Annotated in this window: 16 protein-coding genes; 12 read left to right on the forward strand and 4 right to left on the reverse strand. The window is 60.8% G+C overall.

Annotated features, from left to right (window positions below; translation table 11 throughout):
* Positions 1 to 37 precede the first annotated feature (37 nt).
* The 3 genes from BLW50_RS24390 to BLW50_RS24400 form a co-directional block, all read right to left on the reverse strand.
* A complete protein-coding gene (locus BLW50_RS24390; protein ID WP_090707462.1) occupies positions 38 to 1,399 on the reverse strand; it encodes an MFS transporter in 1,362 nt (453 codons plus the stop codon).
* A 196-nt stretch (positions 1,400 to 1,595) separates the two neighbouring features.
* Complete coding sequence (locus BLW50_RS24395) at positions 1,596 to 2,408, reverse strand: alpha/beta fold hydrolase (protein ID WP_244544373.1); 813 nt, start codon at positions 2,406 to 2,408, stop codon at positions 1,596 to 1,598.
* Positions 2,405 to 2,902 carry a 4-hydroxylaminobenzoate lyase gene (locus tag BLW50_RS24400; RefSeq protein ID WP_244544374.1) on the reverse strand — a complete coding sequence of 166 codons (498 nt, stop codon included), beginning with the start codon at positions 2,900 to 2,902 and terminating at the stop codon, positions 2,405 to 2,407. Before BLW50_RS24400 ends, BLW50_RS24395 begins: the two co-directional genes overlap by 4 nt.
* A 154-nt stretch (positions 2,903 to 3,056) precedes the next feature.
* Between BLW50_RS24400 and BLW50_RS24405 the strand changes: the two genes are divergently transcribed.
* Positions 3,057 to 3,863, forward strand: a complete 807-nt coding sequence (locus tag BLW50_RS24405) for an enoyl-CoA hydratase-related protein (protein WP_170850332.1) — start codon at positions 3,057 to 3,059, stop codon at positions 3,861 to 3,863.
* An 8-nt stretch (positions 3,864 to 3,871) separates the two neighbouring features.
* Here BLW50_RS24405 and BLW50_RS24410 read toward each other — a convergent pair whose 3' ends face one another.
* The gene (locus BLW50_RS24410; RefSeq protein WP_090707465.1) at positions 3,872 to 4,780 is read right to left on the reverse strand and encodes a shikimate kinase; all 909 of its coding nucleotides are present in this window, start codon (positions 4,778 to 4,780) and stop codon (positions 3,872 to 3,874) included.
* A 139-nt stretch (positions 4,781 to 4,919) separates the two neighbouring features.
* Between BLW50_RS24410 and boxC the strand changes: the two genes are divergently transcribed.
* The 11 genes from boxC to paaZ all read left to right on the forward strand — a co-directional run bounded on the left by boxC (position 4,920) and on the right by paaZ (position 17,725).
* On the forward strand, positions 4,920 to 6,620 hold the full coding sequence (boxC, locus tag BLW50_RS24415) for a 2,3-epoxybenzoyl-CoA dihydrolase (protein ID WP_090707466.1): 1,701 nt from the start codon (positions 4,920 to 4,922) through the stop codon (positions 6,618 to 6,620).
* 32 nt (positions 6,621 to 6,652) lie between these two features.
* A complete protein-coding gene (gene boxB, locus BLW50_RS24420) occupies positions 6,653 to 8,122 on the forward strand; it encodes a benzoyl-CoA 2,3-epoxidase subunit BoxB (RefSeq protein WP_090707467.1) in 1,470 nt (489 codons plus the stop codon).
* 59 nt (positions 8,123 to 8,181) lie between these two features.
* On the forward strand, positions 8,182 to 9,390 hold the full coding sequence (gene boxA / locus BLW50_RS24425; RefSeq protein ID WP_090707468.1) for a benzoyl-CoA 2,3-epoxidase subunit BoxA: 1,209 nt from the start codon (positions 8,182 to 8,184) through the stop codon (positions 9,388 to 9,390).
* The gene (locus tag BLW50_RS24430; protein ID WP_090707469.1) at positions 9,374 to 9,838 is read left to right on the forward strand and encodes an acyl-CoA thioesterase; all 465 of its coding nucleotides are present in this window, start codon (positions 9,374 to 9,376) and stop codon (positions 9,836 to 9,838) included. The genes boxA and BLW50_RS24430 overlap by 17 nt, the downstream gene beginning before the upstream one ends.
* 37 nt (positions 9,839 to 9,875) lie before the next feature.
* Entirely contained in the window at positions 9,876 to 11,060 is a 1,185-nt protein-coding gene (locus BLW50_RS24435) for an ABC transporter substrate-binding protein (RefSeq protein WP_090707470.1), read from the forward strand.
* A 72-nt stretch (positions 11,061 to 11,132) separates the two neighbouring features.
* On the forward strand, positions 11,133 to 12,035 hold the full coding sequence (locus tag BLW50_RS24440; protein ID WP_090707471.1) for a branched-chain amino acid ABC transporter permease: 903 nt from the start codon (positions 11,133 to 11,135) through the stop codon (positions 12,033 to 12,035).
* The gene (locus tag BLW50_RS24445) at positions 12,032 to 13,090 is read left to right on the forward strand and encodes a branched-chain amino acid ABC transporter permease (RefSeq protein WP_090707472.1); all 1,059 of its coding nucleotides are present in this window, start codon (positions 12,032 to 12,034) and stop codon (positions 13,088 to 13,090) included. The genes BLW50_RS24440 and BLW50_RS24445 overlap by 4 nt, the downstream gene beginning before the upstream one ends.
* Complete coding sequence (locus BLW50_RS24450; protein WP_244544375.1) at positions 13,083 to 13,859, forward strand: ABC transporter ATP-binding protein; 777 nt, start codon at positions 13,083 to 13,085, stop codon at positions 13,857 to 13,859. Before BLW50_RS24445 ends, BLW50_RS24450 begins: the two co-directional genes overlap by 8 nt.
* Complete coding sequence (locus BLW50_RS24455; RefSeq protein ID WP_090707474.1) at positions 13,849 to 14,565, forward strand: ABC transporter ATP-binding protein; 717 nt, start codon at positions 13,849 to 13,851, stop codon at positions 14,563 to 14,565. Before BLW50_RS24450 ends, BLW50_RS24455 begins: the two co-directional genes overlap by 11 nt.
* A 26-nt stretch (positions 14,566 to 14,591) precedes the next feature.
* Positions 14,592 to 16,175, forward strand: coding sequence for a benzoate-CoA ligase family protein (locus BLW50_RS24460; RefSeq protein WP_244544376.1), 1,584 nt, complete (start codon positions 14,592 to 14,594; stop codon positions 16,173 to 16,175).
* Positions 16,172 to 17,725 carry a phenylacetic acid degradation bifunctional protein PaaZ gene (paaZ, locus tag BLW50_RS24465; protein WP_244544377.1) on the forward strand — a complete coding sequence of 518 codons (1,554 nt, stop codon included), beginning with the start codon at positions 16,172 to 16,174 and terminating at the stop codon, positions 17,723 to 17,725. Before BLW50_RS24460 ends, paaZ begins: the two co-directional genes overlap by 4 nt.
* Positions 17,726 to 17,775: the final 50 nt, after the last annotated feature.

A 17,775-nucleotide genomic window follows, 5' to 3' on the forward strand; every position in this document is an offset into this window, starting at 1 on the left:
TCAGCAAAATCACGTTTCTACCGAAACGTGATTTGCTCTAGTGGGCGAGCACGACCTCGTCAGAGGGAGCGTTGGCGCCGGTGTCGTGCAGGAATATCATCACGATGCAGGCGACGAGGGAGATGAGCAGCGGCGCCGCGGCAATGAGGTAGAGATATTCGAGCTGGAAGTTCATGCCGATGAGCATGCCGCCCAGCGCCGGCCCGCCAAACGCACCGAAGCGTCCGATGCCGAAGGCATAGCCCACGCCCAGCGCGCGAACGTGGGTTGGGTAGAGGATGCCCGCTGTCGCATTGAGGCCGAACTGGATACCGAGCAGGCAAAATCCCGAAGCGAAGGTGATCCACACCAGCCACGGGGTTGTCGCCAGATATCCGATCGCAGCCGTCGATGGTATGCCCAACAGGATGAGCAGAATGACTGGCCGCAATCCCATCTTGTCGACGAACCGGCACATGACGAGCCCGCACACCGAGCCGCCGAGCTGGAACATGAGGCCGGCATTCTGCGCCGTGGCGGCGCTGCCGCCGGCCTTGATCAAGGCAGGGGTGATGATGGTCTGCAGCCAGATGTTGACGAAGTAGAACACCATAAGGTTGATCGCAAACAGCAGCCACATGAGTGGCGTGATCACCGCGAACTTGCCGACGAACAGATCGGTGAAGCGCGCCTTTTCCCGATTATGGCTGGCGGAGACGATGACGTCGTTGGGGCCGATCGCCGTTCCCATGCGCGCAGCCAAGCGTACCATCTCCTGCCGCCGCGATGGGATCAGGCTGAGATATTTGATCGACTCGGGCAAAATGAAGAACGAGAGAGCGGCGATCACGAGAGGTAGGATGCCGCCAATCCAGAAGATGATCGGCCAATCGTAGGTGCCCACCAATGTATTGGCGACGATGGGCGGGAAAATGCCGCCGAGCGTGGTGCCGATGAACATCAGGATGATGAATGTCGCGCGGACCCGGCGTGGCGCCATTTCCGCGTTCAGCGAGATCGTGTTTGAAACCACGCCGCCGACGCCGAAACCGGTGAGGAACCGGGCCCAGGTGAGATGCTCGACGGAATTCGACACGGCGACCAGCATCGTAAACAGGCCGAAGACGACGAGCGAGAGGATGATCGCGATTTTGCGCCCGTAGCGGTCGCCGACCCAGCCAAAGAGCGGCGCGCCGAACAACACGCCGAAATTGGTCGCGCTGAACGGGAATGTCAGCGCCGCGGGTGAAGCGAGGTGCCAGTCACGCACAAAAAACGGTCCGGCCGCGGGCGCCGCCGAAATGTCGTAGCCATCGATGAGCGTGATGATGAAACACCAGAACACCAGAAGCCAGTTGAAGCCCGTGATTTTCTGATTATCGACCAGATCGTCGATGTTGACCGTTGCGGCTTGAGGCACGGGGCGTCCTTCCTAGCGTATGTTCCGAGCCGGTCGGGCGCTGGGCGGGTTGCAGCCGGAACTTGGTACAACCTTAGCCAGAATGCCTTGACCTGTCATCCGCCGAGATTCTCATTCAAAGGAAGTTGATGATGAAAGGCCCATTGCAGAAGCACTTCTGTGGTTTCTGCCTGTTGTGTCGCAGCGCGAATCTAAGTCATGCCGCGTCGAGATGATCCGTAAAATTTTTGATCGCGGAAATGGTCTCTGCTGATGCTTCGCGATGAGGTGTGTGACGAACATTGGGCAGGAGGAGACGCTCGTGTTGCGTTCCTGTCGTCGTCAGCGCCTGATCCAAAGCATCGATCTGCGCGACGGTGCCATATTGATCTTCGGCGCCTTGAATCGCGAGCACCGGCATTCGCAGCGAAGCTAAATCTGAACGCATCTCAAGCGCTTGCGGGAAGTGGGGATTGAGCCAGACATCGTTCCAGCCGCGAAAGGCGCCGTCGACGTCCTTATGCCAACGGGCAAGCTTTTCCCGGAGGTCCGTCGTCTCATAGGCGGCTTTCGTCTTGGCAATCTCGCGGATCGAAAAATCCTCGACAAAGAAGTGCGGTGCGATGAGGACTGTGCCGCGCACTCTAGGATCAGGCTGCGCCGCTCCGTAGAGCGCGGCGATGGTTGCGCCGTCCGAATGCCCGACGAGCACGATGCGCGCCGCATCAATGCCGGCGATGACTTTAGGCAGAACGTTACGCGTATGCTGGCGCATATAGTCGAGCGGTCGCGGCAGTTGAATGGGCGTAGAGGCGCCATAGCCTTCGCGCGAATAGGCGAAGACGCCGGCGCCGGTGGCTTTGGCCAAAGCGGCTCTGAACTGACCCCACAGCTGGGCGCAGCCGAGCCCTTCATGCAATAGGAGAATAACCGGCGCATCGGCGGAGGCTGGCGGCTCGAACGTATATTCGAGAGCGTAGTCGCCCGCTTGGACGAAGCCTGATGTCGTCATCGTTGTGAGGTCCGTCACGCTTTTTGACCCGTGAATGCGATGGCGCCTTCGGGCAGGAGATAAAGGATGCAGGCTTTGCCGCCGGTGACGGTCGGGAAGTGCGCTGAGCCTGGTGGATAAACATACCAGCCGCGTGGCTTGCCATCGAACATGGGCGCGCCCGTGAGCGGCATGATCATGCCGATTTCGCCGGTCGTGTGGATGTGATGCGGCCCGGCGATGTTGTCCATGACAACCACGTCGACACTGAAGGTGCCGGCTTCCTGTCCCGGTTTGACGGCGCGGCCATAGGCAATCCCGCCCGCTGTGCGCGCGCAGAGCCAGCCTTCCTTGACGCCGTTGAGGACGAGTTGTTCGAGATCGTCGAAGTTCGTTTCGCCCGGCGGGAAGGTGCTTTGCAGAAAGCGTTCGAGATCGGCATCGAGCGGGCGGTCGCCGATGGCTTCAGCGATCTGGCCGACGGTGGCGCGGAATTGGCTTTCTCCTGTTGAAGGCATTCCTGCTGAAGACATGGCGGACCTTCCTCCGACTATGCAAAATAATGCATATTTCTTTCGGCTGGATTTGGCGAAGTCAAGAAGGAATGCATTATATAACATATTATACGAGTCTTGCACCGTTCGGCATCCTGCGATGTTGGATCGGAAGGCGCATCAGGAGAAAGCGATGTCGGAGCAACAGGGCCCCAGCGTCCTCGTTCAGAGAGACGGTTATGTCGGGCGCATCGTTCTGTCTCGCCCGCAGCGACTAAACGCGCTGACGGCTGACATGCTGAAGGCCTTGCAGGCGGCGCTGCGGGATCTCGCCGAAGACACAGGCGTTCGGACCATCGTGTTGACCGGCGCGGGGCGGGCCTTCTGCGCGGGGCAGGATCTTTCCGAGCGTGACCCGCGACAGCGCAGCGAGCCCTTCGATCTCGAGGCCATTCAGCGGCGCAGCTATCATCCAATCTTGCAGCTGATGCGCGCGACGCCGAAGCCTGTCGTCACCGTCGTCAATGGTCTCGCGGCGGGGGCCGGAGTTGCGTTGGCGCTTGCGGGCGACATCGTCGTCATGCGCGAAACCGCCCGGTTTGTTTTCTCCTTCGTCAAGGTGGGTCTGTCAGTGGACGCCGGACTTGGCTGGAGCCTGGTCAAGGCGCTAGGGCCGATGAAGGCGCGCACGCTGTTGATGCTGGGCGGCGAATTGTCGGCGCGCGAGGCGGCCACGATGGGGCTGGTCAGCGAATGTATCGCGGACGATGCCTTCGTGGCGCAGGCGGAGCATATCGTAAAAACTCTGGCAGCTGGCCCAGCAATGGCGCTTGCCGGATTGAAGCGCGCCGTGGATGCAGCGGCCACGACATCGGATTGGGACCATTATCTCGCCGTCGAAGCGCAGTGTCAGGGCGCTGCCGGCTTTGATCCCGATTATCGGGAAGGCGTTCTGGCCTTCCTGGAAAAGCGCGCGCCGAAATGGCGCGGGCTCAACTGAGGCTGATTTTAAGTCTGCGTCAGGGTTGCCGGCAGGTCCATAATGCGATCGATCTCGTTCAGGCAGGCCTCCGGTGTCAGATCCGTCGTATCGACGGCGAACTCTGCGCGCGAATACTCATCTTCGCGCGAGAGAAGCAGCTTGCGCACATGTTCAAGCGCGCGCGGCTCGGCCTGAAAGGGGCGCATGTCGCCTTGGTTGATCACGCGCTGCAAATGCGTTTCGGGCGATGCCTTCAGCCAGATGGTGCGAAATGAGGAGATGATCGTTGCCATCGCCTCTTTGTTGGCGACGATACCGCCGGCGGTTTCAACGACGATGAAGTCATCGCGGTTGAGGAGCGCGTTGATGGCTTCGTTCTCCATGGCGCGATAGGCATCGGGCCCGCCGAGATTGAACAGATCATCAAGGCCAATGCCGGTGCGCCGTTCGATCTCGCGGGTGACGCTGACGAAAGGCACATTGTGCCGCGCCGCGAGCAGGCGGCCGAGCGTCGATTTTCCAGCGCCGCGCAGACCCAGCAGAGCGACGCCGCGCTGGCTGCGGCGGCGTTCGTTGAGCCAGGCTTGCAGCGCCGGCACGCAGCCCTTCTGCTCAGCGCGCGACATGTTGCCGATCAAGGCGCCGAGGCTCTCATCCATGGAGGGATCGGTTGGCCGCGCGAAGGCTGTCGCACCGTCATCCATCAAGAGATCGGTCAGCTCGACGCCAAGTGCCGTGGCGATCCGCGAGAGGACGAGCAGGCTGACGTTCGATTCCGCCGCCTCGAGCTGAATGAGATAGCGCTCGGAGATACCGGCGGCCTCGACGACCTCCCGGCGAGAAAGCCCTCGGAGGTCGCGCAGGGTCCGGACCTTGCGGCCCACGCGAACAGCCAAGTCATCCGAATCGAGAGTTTCCGCTGATTTCATCGACATTCATGAACTGTAGTTCAGAAAATAAGGCCAATCAAGGCTTGGAATAAGAAAATTCACAATTTGAATTGACTCCTATCCGAGCCGGTGCCTAGTATTATGCATTATATCGCCTGTTTCGGCGGATGGGGAGGGTTAATTCATGAACTATCACGCAGATCGGCCAACCGCCGCCGCCCAGCCTTCCGAGGCGACGATCGACTTTCTCACGTCGCCTGATCGCTATCGGCATTGGAAGCTCATCGTGAACGGCGACATCGCCGAACTCGTCATGGACGTGAACGAGAACGCGCCGTTGATGCAGGGCTATCAGCTCAAGCTCAATTCCTACGATCTTGGCGTCGACATCGAACTGTCGGACGCGCTGCAGCGCCTGCGTTTTGAACATCCGGGCGTCAAGGTCGTTCTTCTCAAGTCGGGCAAGGACAAAGTGTTCTGCGCTGGCGCCAATATCCGCATGCTCGCGGCCGCCACGCACGTGCACAAGGTGAACTTCTGCAAGTTCACCAATGAGACTCGCAACAGCATGGAGGATTCCTCCGAGAATACGGGTCTTAAATTCCTCTGCGCCATTCGTGGCACCGCTGCCGGCGGTGGTTACGAGCTGGCGCTTTCTTGCGACTACATCATTCTCTCCGACGATGGCTCGTCCTCGGTGTCTCTGCCGGAAGTGCCTCTACTGGCCGTTCTGCCGGGCACGGGCGGTCTCACCCGCGTCACCGACAAGCGCAAAGTGCGTCGCGACCGCGCCGATATCTTCTGCACGGTGGAAGAGGGCATCAAGGGCAAGCGTGCCGTCGAATGGCGTCTCGTCGATGAAGTGGTTGCCAATTCCAAATTCGAAGCGGCGGTTCAAGCAGCAGCGGCCTCTCTGGCGGCCAAATCCGATCGGCCGGCCGGCGAGCCGGGCGTTTCGTTGACGCCGCTGGCGCGCGACATCACCACTGATCGTATCGCCTATTCCCTGGTCCATGTGGAATTCGATCGTGCGGCACGCCGCGCCACCATCACAGTGTCGGGCCCGCAGGATCCGGTGCCGGCATCCGTGGCGGAGGCGAAAGCGCTCGGTGCGCAATTCTATAGTCTACGCGTGGCGCGCGAGCTGGATGACGCTATCGTGCATCTGCGGCTGAACGAGCCTGAGATCGGCACCTGGGTGTTCCGCACCGAGGGCGATGCGGATCTGGTGTGCGCCTACGACCGCTTCCTCGAACAGAACAGCAAGGATTGGTTTATCCGCGAAACCCTGCATTTCTGGAAGCGGGTGTTGAAGCGGATCGATGTCACTTCGCGCTCGCTGGTAGCGCTGATCGAGACTGGTTCCTGCTTTGCCGGTTCGCTCGCCGAAATCGCTTTTGCTTGCGACCGCTCCTACATGTTTGCTGGCACGGTGAGCGGCGGCAATCAGTCCATGGCGCATATGACGCTGACGCCGCTGAACTTCGGTCCCTATCCGATGTCGAACGGTCTGACCCGTCTGGAGACCCGCTTCCTGGGCGAGCCGGAAACCGTGCAAAAGGCGAAAGGCAAGATTGGCGAGTCGCTGGACTCGTCCGATGCCGAACTGCTCGGCCTGGTCACCGAATCCTTCGACGAAGTGGATTGGGATGATGAAGTCCGCATCTTCCTGGAAGAGCGCACCAGCTTTTCGCCCGATGGTCTCGTCGGCCTTGAAGCCAATCTGCGCTTCGCCGGCCCCGAAACGATGGAAACGAAAATCTTTGGCCGCCTGACCGCCTGGCAGAACTGGATCTTCCAGCGTCCCAATGCGGTGGGCGCTGACGGCGCATTGAAGCGCTACGGCACGGGCCTCAAGCCTGATTACGACATCAAGCGCGTCTGACGCACTCACGGTCTCATACGAGGGAGCATATCATGTCGAATTCATCAGCAGCATTTGTCGAAGGCGCGGTGGATTATTCGACCCGGATTCCGAACAATGTCGGCCTCGTCGATGACGCGCGCGTCCTCAAGGCGATGGAGCAATGGTATCCGAGCTATATCGATTGGTGGATGAACATGGGGCCGGACGGCTTCCAGGCCTCCAACGTTTATCTGCGCACCGCCGTATCAATCGATCCGAAAGGATGGGCGCAATTCGGCTATGTCAAAATGCCGGAATATCGCTGGGGCATTCTACTGGCGCCGCAGGAAGAGGGGCGGCTGGTCAACTTCGGCTCCAACAAGGGCGAAAAGGCCTGGCAGGATGTGCCTGGCGAACATCGCGCCAGCCTGCGCCGTCTTGTGGTAATTCAGGGCGATACGGAGCCCGCTTCCGTCGAACAGCAACGCGCTCTGGGCGCCACCGCGCCGTCGCTCTATGACATGCGCAATCTCTTCCAGGTCAATGTGGAAGAGGGCCGGCATCTTTGGGCCATGGTCTATCTGCTGCAGAAATATTTCGGCCGCGATGGCCGCGAGGAAGCCGAAGGCCTGTTGCAGCGCCGATCCGGTGATCCCGACAAGCCGCGCATGCTCGGCGCGTTCAACGAGGCGACACCTGATTGGCTCTCCTTCTTCATGTTCACCTTCTTCACTGACCGCGACGGCAAGATGCAGCTCGAAAGCCTGGCTCAATCGGGCTTCGACCCGATGTCACGCACCTGTCGCTTTATGCTGACCGAAGAAGCCCATCACATGTTCGTCGGCGAAAGCGGCGTCGGCCGTGTCGTCGAGCGCACCTGCGAGGCGATGAAGGCCGCTGGTATCGACGATCCCTATGACATCAGCCGTGTGCGCGAGCTTGGTGTCATCGATCTGCCGACCATTCAGAAGAAGGCCAATCTGCATTTCTCCCTGTCGCTCGATCTATTCGGTTCGGAGATTTCGACCAATGCCGCCAATTTCTACAATGCCGGTCTCAAGGGCCGGTTCATGGAAACGAAGATCGACGACGATCACGTTCTCACCAACGCGACCTATTCGGTTTTGAAATATGTCGACGGCCAGATCCGCTATGTCGACGAGCCGGCCCTGACCGCGCTCAACATGCGCTTGCGTGACGACTACGCCAAGGATTGCCAAGGTGGCGTCAACCGCTGGAACAAGATCATCGAGAAATACGGGATCGACTTCAAGCTGACCTTGCCGTCTGTCGCCTTCAACCGGCAGATCGGCGAATTCCGCAACGTTCACACCTCGCCCGAGGCCCAGGTGCTCAGCGAGGAGGAATGGGTCAAGAATCGAGAGAAATGGCTGCCGTCGAGCGATGATGGGGCCTTTATCCAGACGCTGATGCAGCCATGCTGGGAAAGAGGCCAGTACGCATCCTGGATTGCTCCGCCGAAAGTCGGCGTCGACAATAAGCCAGGCGACTTTGAATATGTCGCGATCCATCGCGGCTGAACAAGGCTCCGCAAAGCCGCAGGCCCTGGCCTGCGGCCCATAAGTGGAGGGAGGCTCGCATGCCAGAGGATGTGGTTTCATCGGAGCTGCGCAAGCAGCACCTTATCGATCCTGAGATCTGCATCAGGTGCAACACCTGCGAGGCGACGTGTCCGGTGGGTGCCGTCACGCATGACGACAACAACTATGTCGTAGACGTGGAGAAGTGCAATTTCTGCCTCGACTGTATCGCGCCCTGTCCGACTGGTTCCATCGACAACTGGCGCGTCGTGCGCGCCGCCTGGTCGATTGAGGACCAGCTTGGCTGGAATGAACTGCCGCCGCAGGAAGAAGTGACCGGCGATGTCGCGACGCTCACCGGTGACGCGGTCGAGGATGAGATCGAGGCGCTTCTGGCCACGGCTCACGCGGGCGCCGGCGGTAAAGTCGGGCCGCCGGAATCGGCGGCGAAGCCGACGGTCAATCTGTTCCGCCGCGCCAAGCCGGCGATCGCGGTGGTGCAAGGCAATTATCGCATCACGGCGTCGGATACCGAAAGTGACGTCCGCCATATCGTGCTGGGTTTCGGCGATACGCCGTTTCCCGTGCTCGAAGGCCAGTCGATCGGCATCGTGCCGCCGGGCAGTCGCGCCGATGGCAAGCCCCACGACGTGCGCCTCTATTCCATCGCTTCGGCCCGCGACGGCGAAAAGCGTAGCGCCAACAATCTGGCCCTCACCGTGAAGCGTGTTCCTGGCGGCATTGGCTCCAACTATGTCTGCGATCTGAAGATCGGCGACAAGGTGCAGGTGACAGGTCCGTTTGGCGCCACCTTCCTGATGCCCAATGCCCATGATGCCAATGTCATCATGATCTGCACCGGCACCGGCTCCGCGCCCTTCCGCGCCTTTACCGAACAGCGCCGCCGCACCGGCCAGAATGCGACCGGCACCTTCGTCCTGTTCTTTGGTGCGCGCACGCCGCAGGAGCTGCCTTACTTCGGCCCGCTGCAAAAGGTTCCCGATGCGCTGTTGGAGAAACATCTGGTTTTCTCGCGCGTGCCCGGCAGCGATAAGGAATATGTGCAGGATCGTATCCGCACCCAAACCGACGCTGTTGCCGAACTTCTGCAGTCACCGAAAACCCACATCTTCATCTGCGGCCTGAAGGGCATGGAAGCGGGCGTTGACGAGGCCTTGGCCGATGTCTGCCGCAAGTACAGGCTCGATTGGACCGCATTGAAACCGGAAATGCGTGGGCAGGGCAGGTTCCATGTGGAAACATACTGATCAGCAAGTCCCGCCGGGCTCCTTCGTTCATGCGATCGCGCCTTATTGGGCGGATGCCGATCCAGCCGGCATCGTCTATACGGCGCGCTTCACCGATTATGCGCTGCGCGCCATCGATGCCTGGATGATCGATCGCATCGGCGCCGGCTTCTATGTGATGAACACCGAATGGGGCATCGGCACGCCCTTTGTCCATACCGAATGCGATCTGCGCGTGCCGGCAAGGCCTGGGGAGGCCCTGCACATTTCAGTTTCCGTGGAACGCGTCGGCACGACGTCGCTGACGTTCACGGTGCAAGGCCATGGCGCCCAACGTGGCTTGCTGCATTTTGAGGGGCGCTTTGTGTGTGTCTGCGTGAGCTCACTGGAGGAGAACGTCGAGGTGCAACCGATCGCGCTTGATGCGCGCATTCGATCGGCCGCCGAAGCGGAACTGAGGGTCAGTTGAGACGGATTATGTAGTCACCAATCGAGGAGGGGGAAGCATGCTCAATTACGGATTGATCGATCGTCGTCGCTTGCTGCGCGTCGGCGGCGGCTCACTGGTCGCGGCTACGATTCCGACGGGCTGGGCCATCGCGCAGGCGAAGCCCATCAAAGTCGGCCTCATGTTGCCCTATTCGGGCACGTTCGCGCAGCTGGGTGAAAACATCACCCACGCGGTCGAAATGCTCATCGCCGAGAAGGGTGGTACGCTGGGTGGTCGCCCCGTTCAGTTCATCCGGCTTGATGATGAATCGAAGCCCGAGGCAGGGCCTCAGAATGCCGAGCGCCTGGTCAAGAAAGACAATGTCGATGTGCTGATTGGCACCGTCCACTCCGGTGTGCAGATGGGCATTCATAAGGTGGTGCGCGAAAGCGGGACGCTGACGATCATTCCGAATGCCGGCAATAACGACGTGACGCGCAGCCTCTGCGCTCGCAACGTCTTCCGCACCTCGTTCACCAATTGGCAGCCGGCCTATGGCATGGGCCTGGCGCTGGCGAAGAAGGGCGTGAAGCGTGCCGCTTTCGTCACCTGGGACTATGCGGCGGGGCAGGAATCCGGCGCTGCCTTCAAGGAAGGTTTTGAAAAGGGCGGCGGCACCTTCGTGCGTCTGCTGACCCTGAACTTTCCGGAAACCAACTTCCAGCCGCTGCTGGCGCAAATTCCGGGCCTCAATGTCGATGCGGTCGGTTCTTTCTTCGCCGGCGGCGGCGCGGTGCAGTTCGTCAAGGAATATGCAGCGGCGCAACTCAAGCCCTCACTCTGCGGTCCGGGCTTCCTCACTGAAGGCACGCTGCCGGCGCAGGGCAAAGCAGCCGAGGGCATCGAAACGGCGCTGCACTATGGCGACAATCTCTCCAGCGTCAAAAACGATGCTTTCATGAAGGCCTTTCGCGCCAAGGCGGGCCGGGACGCCGATGTCTATGCCGTCCAGGGCTATGACGCGGCGCAATTGCTCGCGGTTGGTCTCGACGCCGTGAAGGGCGATCTCGACAACGAGGCCGGTCTTTATAAGGCGATGCGCGGCGCGAAGCTCGAGAGTCCGCGTGGCCCAATTTCGTTCTCGGATTCGCAAAACGTCGTCCAGAACATCTATTTGCGCCGCGTCGAAAACGGCCAGAACAAGGTGGTGGGCGTGGCTGTGGAAGCGCTCGCCGATCCGGGCACCGGCTGCAAAATATGAGTGAACTGGCCGGCTGCGGGACACCGTGGCCGGCCAAGACTACGGCTAGTCTCTCTCGAGCGAAGGACCGTTATGGGCGCCGCCTTGTTCTCGCAGCTTTTAAATGGCCTTCAGTATGGGCTGTTGCTTTTTTTGATCGCCAGCGGTCTGACGCTGGTTTTTGGCGTGCTTGGGATCATCAATCTGGCGCATGGCAGCCTGTTCATGATCGGCGCCTATATCGTCTTCTTCGTTGTCAGCAAGGTTGGCTCGCTGTGGATCGCCATTCCAGTGGCTGTCGTGTGCGGCCTCGCGCTTGGCGCGTTTTTAGAGCGCTTTCTGTTTCGGCATTTCTACGATCGCGAGCATCTTGATCAGGTTTTGCTCACCTTCGCCCTGATCCTGATTTTCGAAGAAGTCCGGTCGCTCCTGGTCGGCAATGATTTTCATTCCGTGCCCGTGCCGGCCATTCTCGATTTCTCCGTGCCGATCACGACCACGTTCAGCTATGCGGCCTATCGCTTGTTCGTTATTGCCATGTGCCTGGCCGTGGCCGCTGTCTTGTTCTACTGGATCGAGCGCACCAAAATGGGCGCTATCATCCGGGCGGCGGCGGAGAAGCCGGAGATCGTCGATATCCTTGGTATCGATGCGCGCCGGATTCATCTCATCGTCTTTGCGGTTGGTGCGGCGCTTGCCGTGATGGCTGGCGGATTGGCGGCGCCGCTGACTTCCGTCTATCCCAACATGGGTTCGGGCCTGTTGATCATTTCCTTTGTCGTCGTGGTGGTCGGCGGTCTGGGCTCGGTCAGCGGCGCCTTTTGGGCGGCGCTGCTTATCGGTCTGATCGATACATTAGGCAAAGCTTACGGCTCGTCTCTAGTTAGTTTGCCGCTTGGTCAGGTTTTGGCAGCGCTCGCCTCCATGTCGGTCTATATTGTGATGGTCGCCATTCTGCTGTTTCGGCCCACCGGGCTGTTCGGGAGGCGGGCATGACTGCATCTCATATGCTGCCGCAGTCCTGGGTCGGCTGGTGCGTGCTCGGCATCGGCGCGCTGCTGCTGGCTGTTCTGCCGTTTTATGTGCCGGCTTACTATGTCGGCCTCACCACCATCGCGATGATCGCCGCCATGCTGGCGTTGAGTGTGCACCTCCTGATTGGCGGCGCTGGCCTGGTCAGTCTTTGTCACGGCGCCTTCTATGGCGTCGGCGCCTATACGGTCTTCTTCCTGTCACCGGAAGGCGCGCCGCAGCCGGCCTGGTTTACCTTGCCGGCGGCTATGCTCGCGTCGGGCCTCTGTGCTTTAGTCGTCGGCGCGCTGTCGATCCGCACCAAGGGGTTCTTCTTCTTGATGGTGACGCTGGCTTTCGGCCAGATGTTGTTCACCGTTCTGCACGACACCAAGCTCGGCGGCGGCACGGACGGCGCCTATCTCGCCAAGCCGATCCTCTCCTTGTTCGGCTTTACCTTCGATCCGATGTCGTTGCCGCGCAGTCAGCGCTCCTTTCCGGCCTATTATGTAGCGCTGGCCCAGCTGATCGTGACCTATCTGGCGTTGGCGTTCCTGCTGCGCTCGCTGTTTGGCCGTGTGTTGCACGGCATCAAGCTGAACGAGCATCGCATGGAGGCGCTCGGCTACAACACGCGCTTTTATAAGCTCTGCGCCTTCGTCATCGCCGGCGTGTTTGCTGGGGCGGCGGGCCATATGTGGAGCCTGCAGTCCGGCTTCGTCAATCCCGAACTGCTCGCCTGGCAGAAGTCGGCGGAGGCGCTGCTGATGATTCTACTCGGCGGCATCAACTCTCTTGCCGGCGCCATCGTCGGTGCGTTTGCCTTCACCGCTTTGGGCGAGGTGGCGCAGAGCCTCACCGATCGTAAGCTTCTGGTCGAGGGGTTGGTTGTCCTGCTCGCGGTGATCGTCCTGCGCAACGGTATCGCCGGCATCCGCTTCCGCGATCCGCGTCGCCTGTTGCAGAGTTTTTCGCGGCTGAGTGCTTGGCCAAGTCTCTCTCCCCGCAAACCGGTACGGGAGGCTCGTCAGAATGACTGATCTCCATGGATCGATGTGCGAACCGATCTTGCGAACCGAGGCTGTGTCGCGCCGGTTTGGCGGGCTGTTCGCTGTCCGTGATGTGACGTTCGCTCTGGCCGAGCGTGGACTGCATGCGGTCATTGGGCCGAATGGCGCCGGCAAATCCACCTTCGTGAACTTGCTGTCGGGGCAGGTGCAGCCTTCGGGCGGGCGCATCCTGCTGCGCGGCCAGGATGTGTCGGGCCTGCCGGCCTGGCGCTTCCCGCATCTGGGCGTAACGCGCTCGTTCCAACGCACCAATATTTTTAAATCCTTCACCGTCCACGAGAATGTCCGGCTCGCCGCCCAGGCGACGCGCGTTTTCGGCAAAGACATTTTCTTGACCGCGCGCCGCGTCGCGCATCTCAGTGAAATCGCCGATCAAGCGATCGAGCGCGTTGGCCTGGCGGATCAGCGTGCGACGGCTGCCGGCATTCTGAGCCATGGCGCGCAGCGGCAGCTTGAAATCGCCATGACGCTTGCGGTCGAACCGCAAGTCATCCTGCTCGACGAGCCACTTGCCGGCATGGGCCAGGATGAGAGCGAACGCATGGCGGCGCTGATGAGCGGCCTGGCCGAGGACCATGCGGTGCTGCTGATCGAACATGACATGGATTTCGTCTTTCAGGTTGCCGACCTGATGACCGTTCTGGTCGAGGGCAAAATTCTCGCGACCGGCACCCCGGAAGACATCCGCCGCAATGCGGCGGTGCAGGCGGCTTATCTGGGAGACAGCAATGTCCATTAAGCCGCTCATCGCCGTGCATGGCCTGAACACCTTCTATGACGCGAGCCACGTCCTGCGCGATGTGACGCTGGAATTGCGGGAAGGTGAAACCCTCGGCCTCATGGGTCGCAACGGCATGGGCAAGACGACTTTGCTGCGTACCATCATGGGGCTAGTCAAGCCGCGCTCCGGCCGCATCAGTGTTGACGGGAGCGACGTCACGGGCGCCGCGACCTTCCGCATCGCCCGCCAGGGGCTTGCCTATGTGCCGGAAGGGCGCGGTATCTTTTCCACGCTCAGCGTTCTCGAACATCTGCAGATCGCCGAACGGCCTGGATTTAATGGTGGCCGGGATTGGACATTGCAGCGGGTGCTCGATCTTTTCCCGCGCCTGCGCGAGCGGCTTGGCCATCGTGGCGATCAGTTGTCCGGCGGCGAACAGCAGATGGTCGCCATCGCGCGCGCCCTGCTCACCAATCCGCGCGTGCTCATTCTCGATGAGGCGACGGAAGGGCTGGCGCCGCTCATCCGCGAGGAAATCTGGAAAATCATCCGTCTGGTGAAGGGGGCGGGTCTGTCGAGCTTGATCGTCGACAAAACGGTTTCGGAAGTCACGGCGGTGTCCGACCGGATTGCGATCCTGGTGAAAGGCGAAGTGGCGTTCTACGCGACGCCCGATGTTTTGAAGGCCGATCCGGATCTCATGCACCAGTATCTGGGCGTGTGAGAGGGAGGCGGAGGGAGGACTTGCAGATGAATGCGATGACGATGGATCTGACCTGGGCGCCGCCTGCGGGAGAATATAACGCGGCGAGCGACCTGGTTGACCGCACGGTGGCCGCCGGCTTTGCCGCAAAGGCTGCCTTTATCGATCCGACACGGCAGATCACCTATGGCGCGTTGCAACAGCGTTGCAATCAATTCGCCAACGGCCTGCGTCGGCTGGGAATCCGGCGGGAAGAGCGCATCGCGCTGATCACGCTGGATACGGTCGATATGCCGGTGCTCTTCTGGGGGGCGATTAAGGCCGGCGTCGTGCCGATCCCGATCAACACGCTGCTGACGCCAGAGTTCTGGACTTACATGATCGAGGACTTGCGGGCGGCGGCGGTCGTCGTCTCCGCCGAACTGCTCGAGCGCGTCGGTCCGGTGCTTGACAACATTCGCCGGCAACGGCCGCTGCCTGTAATCGTCAGCGGTAAGGCGGAATTTCCTGGCGCGCTCAACCTTGAAGCCTTCCTGGGTGAATCGCCGCGTGAAGCGGTGGCGGCCGCAACGCGTGCCGATGAAGTGGCCTTTTGGCTTTATTCGTCAGGTTCGACAGGGGCGCCGAAAGGCACACGCCATTTGCATGCGAGCCCCATGTATACGGCGCGCCTCTTCGCCCAGAACGTGCTGAAGTTTTCGTCTGAAGACGTGGTGTTCTCAGCGGCAAAACTGTTCTTCGCCTATGGGCTGGGCAATAGCATGTCCTTCCCCATGTCGGTTGGCGCGACCGCCATTTTGCTCCCGGATCGGCCGACACCCGACAGCGTCATGAAGGTGATGCGCGATCATCAACCGACGATCTTTTGCGGTGTGCCGACCCTGTTTTCTTCCATGCTGGCCAATAAGGATCTCGGCAAGGGCGCAGGGTCCGATCGTTTGCGCCTGACGACTTCGGCCGGCGAGGCGTTGCCGGAGGAGATCGGCCTGCGCTGGCAGGAAAAAGTTGGCACCGAAGTCATCGATGGCATCGGCTCGACCGAGATGCTGCACATCTTCGTCTCCAATCGTCCGGGCATGGTGCGCTACGGATCGTCGGGCACGCCTGTTCCCGGGTATGACGCGAAACTCCTCGATGATACCGGCAATGCCGTGCCGCAGGGCGAGATCGGCGAATTGGTGGTTAAAGGGCCGTCGTCGGCCGAAGGCTATTGGCTGCAACGCGATAAGACACGCCGCACCTTCTGTGGCGAATGGACCTATACCGGCGACAAATACCGGATCGGCGACGATGGCTTCTATTATTACTGCGGCCGCACCGATGACATGTTCAAAGTGTCGGGCATCTGGGTCTCGCCGTTCGAGATCGAAAGCGTCCTGCTCACCCATGCCTCCGTTCTTGAAGCGGCCGTCATCGGCAAGGAAGACACGGACGGGCTCGTGAAGCCGAAGGCCTTCGTCGTGCTAAAGCCGGGCGCGGCTAACAGCGAGACGCTGTTCGAAGATCTGAAAGCGCACGTCAAGAGCAATGCCGGGGCCTGGAAATATCCGCGCTGGATGGAGGTGCGGGACGATCTGCCCAAGACAGCGACAGGCAAAATTCAGCGTTTCAAATTGCGTGAGGAATCATGATCGAGCTTTCCAGCCATGTACTTGGACGTTGGCTGCCGCCCTCGACAGAGGGTGCGGATATTCGTAGTGCCGTCACCGGCGAGGCGGTCGCACGGGTAGCGTCAGGACCTGTGGCCACGGCAGATGTGCTCGCCTATGCCCGCAAGGTCGGCAGACCGGCGTTGCGTAAGACGACGTTCCGCGACCGTGCGGAGACGCTCAAGAAGCTCGCTGAATATCTGAATGCGCACAAGGAACAGCTCTACGATCTGTCGCGTCATGCGGGTGCGACCAAAATGGATGCCATGCTCGATGTCGATGGCGGCATCGGTGTGCTGTTCGTCTATGCGTCCAAAGGGCGGCGCGAATTGCCTGCATCCAATCTTCTGTTGGATGGTGACATTGAGCCGCTGACCAAGAGCGGCAATTTTATCGGACGGCACGTGCGCACGCCCCTGCAAGGCGTCGCGGTTCATATCAACGCCTTCAACTTTCCCTGCTGGGGTTTGCTAGAAAAATTCGCGCCGGCTTTCCTGGCCGGTGTCCCGGTCATCACGAAGCCCGCGACCGTGACAGCCTATGTGGCCGAACGGCTTGTCCGGCTGATGGAAGCCTCCGGCTTGCTGCCGGCCGGTGCGTTGCAGATGATCATCGGATCCACCGGCGATCTCTTCGATCACCTCACCGGCCAGGATGTGGTGGCTTTCACCGGATCGGCGGAGACCGCGCAGCTTCTGCAGCGTCAGCCGGTGATCGCGCGCGAAGCCGTCCGCTTCATCGCCGAGCGTGACTCGGTCAATGCGGCGCTGCTGGCGCCCGATGGGTTGCCGGGCACGCCAGAGTTCGATCTCTTCATCAAGGAAGTGGCACGGGAAATGACGGTGAAGGCCGGCCAGAAATGCACGGCGATCCGCCGTGCTTTCGTGCCGCGCAGCGCTTTGCCAGCGGCCATAGAAGCCTTGCGCGCGCGGCTCGCCAAGGTGACCATCGGCGATCCGGCACTTGAAACTGTCCGTATGGGGCCGTTGGTGGGGCTGTCGCAGCGGGGCCAAGTTCTCGATCTGGTCGGCAAGCTGCGAGGGGAATGTGAGCTCGCCTTCGGCGATCCGCAAGCTTTTGATGTGGTGGGCGCCAATGCGCAGACGGGCGCATTTCTACCGCCCCTGTTGCTGACCTGCGCGTCGCCTGCGTCGGCCAATCATGTCCATCATGTCGAAGCGTTCGGGCCGGTGGCGACGCTGCTGCCTTATGATGACCTCGATCAAGCCCTCGATCTTGTCAATCGTGGCGAGGGCAGCCTGGTGGCCTCCGTCTACACCTATGATGCGGCGGCGGCTGCACGCATCGTCCAGGATATCGGTTCGTTTCATGGTCGGCTTTTGTTCATCGACCGTGATTGCGGCGCCGAACAGACCGGCCATGGTTCACCCATGCCGCATCTGGTGCATGGCGGGCCTGGCCGTGCCGGTGGTGGCGAGGAGCTCGGCGGTTTGCGCGGTATGATGCACTACATGCAACGCACAGCGCTGCAGGGATCGGTTACGCGGATATCATCAGCCATCGACGGATAGGGGCGCTTAAGACAATGTCGCTTTCCTCACCCCTTTCCCCCTTGCCTCTG

This window comes from Beijerinckia sp. 28-YEA-48 (assembly GCF_900104955.1).
GTDB lineage: Bacteria > Pseudomonadota > Alphaproteobacteria > Rhizobiales > Beijerinckiaceae > Terripilifer.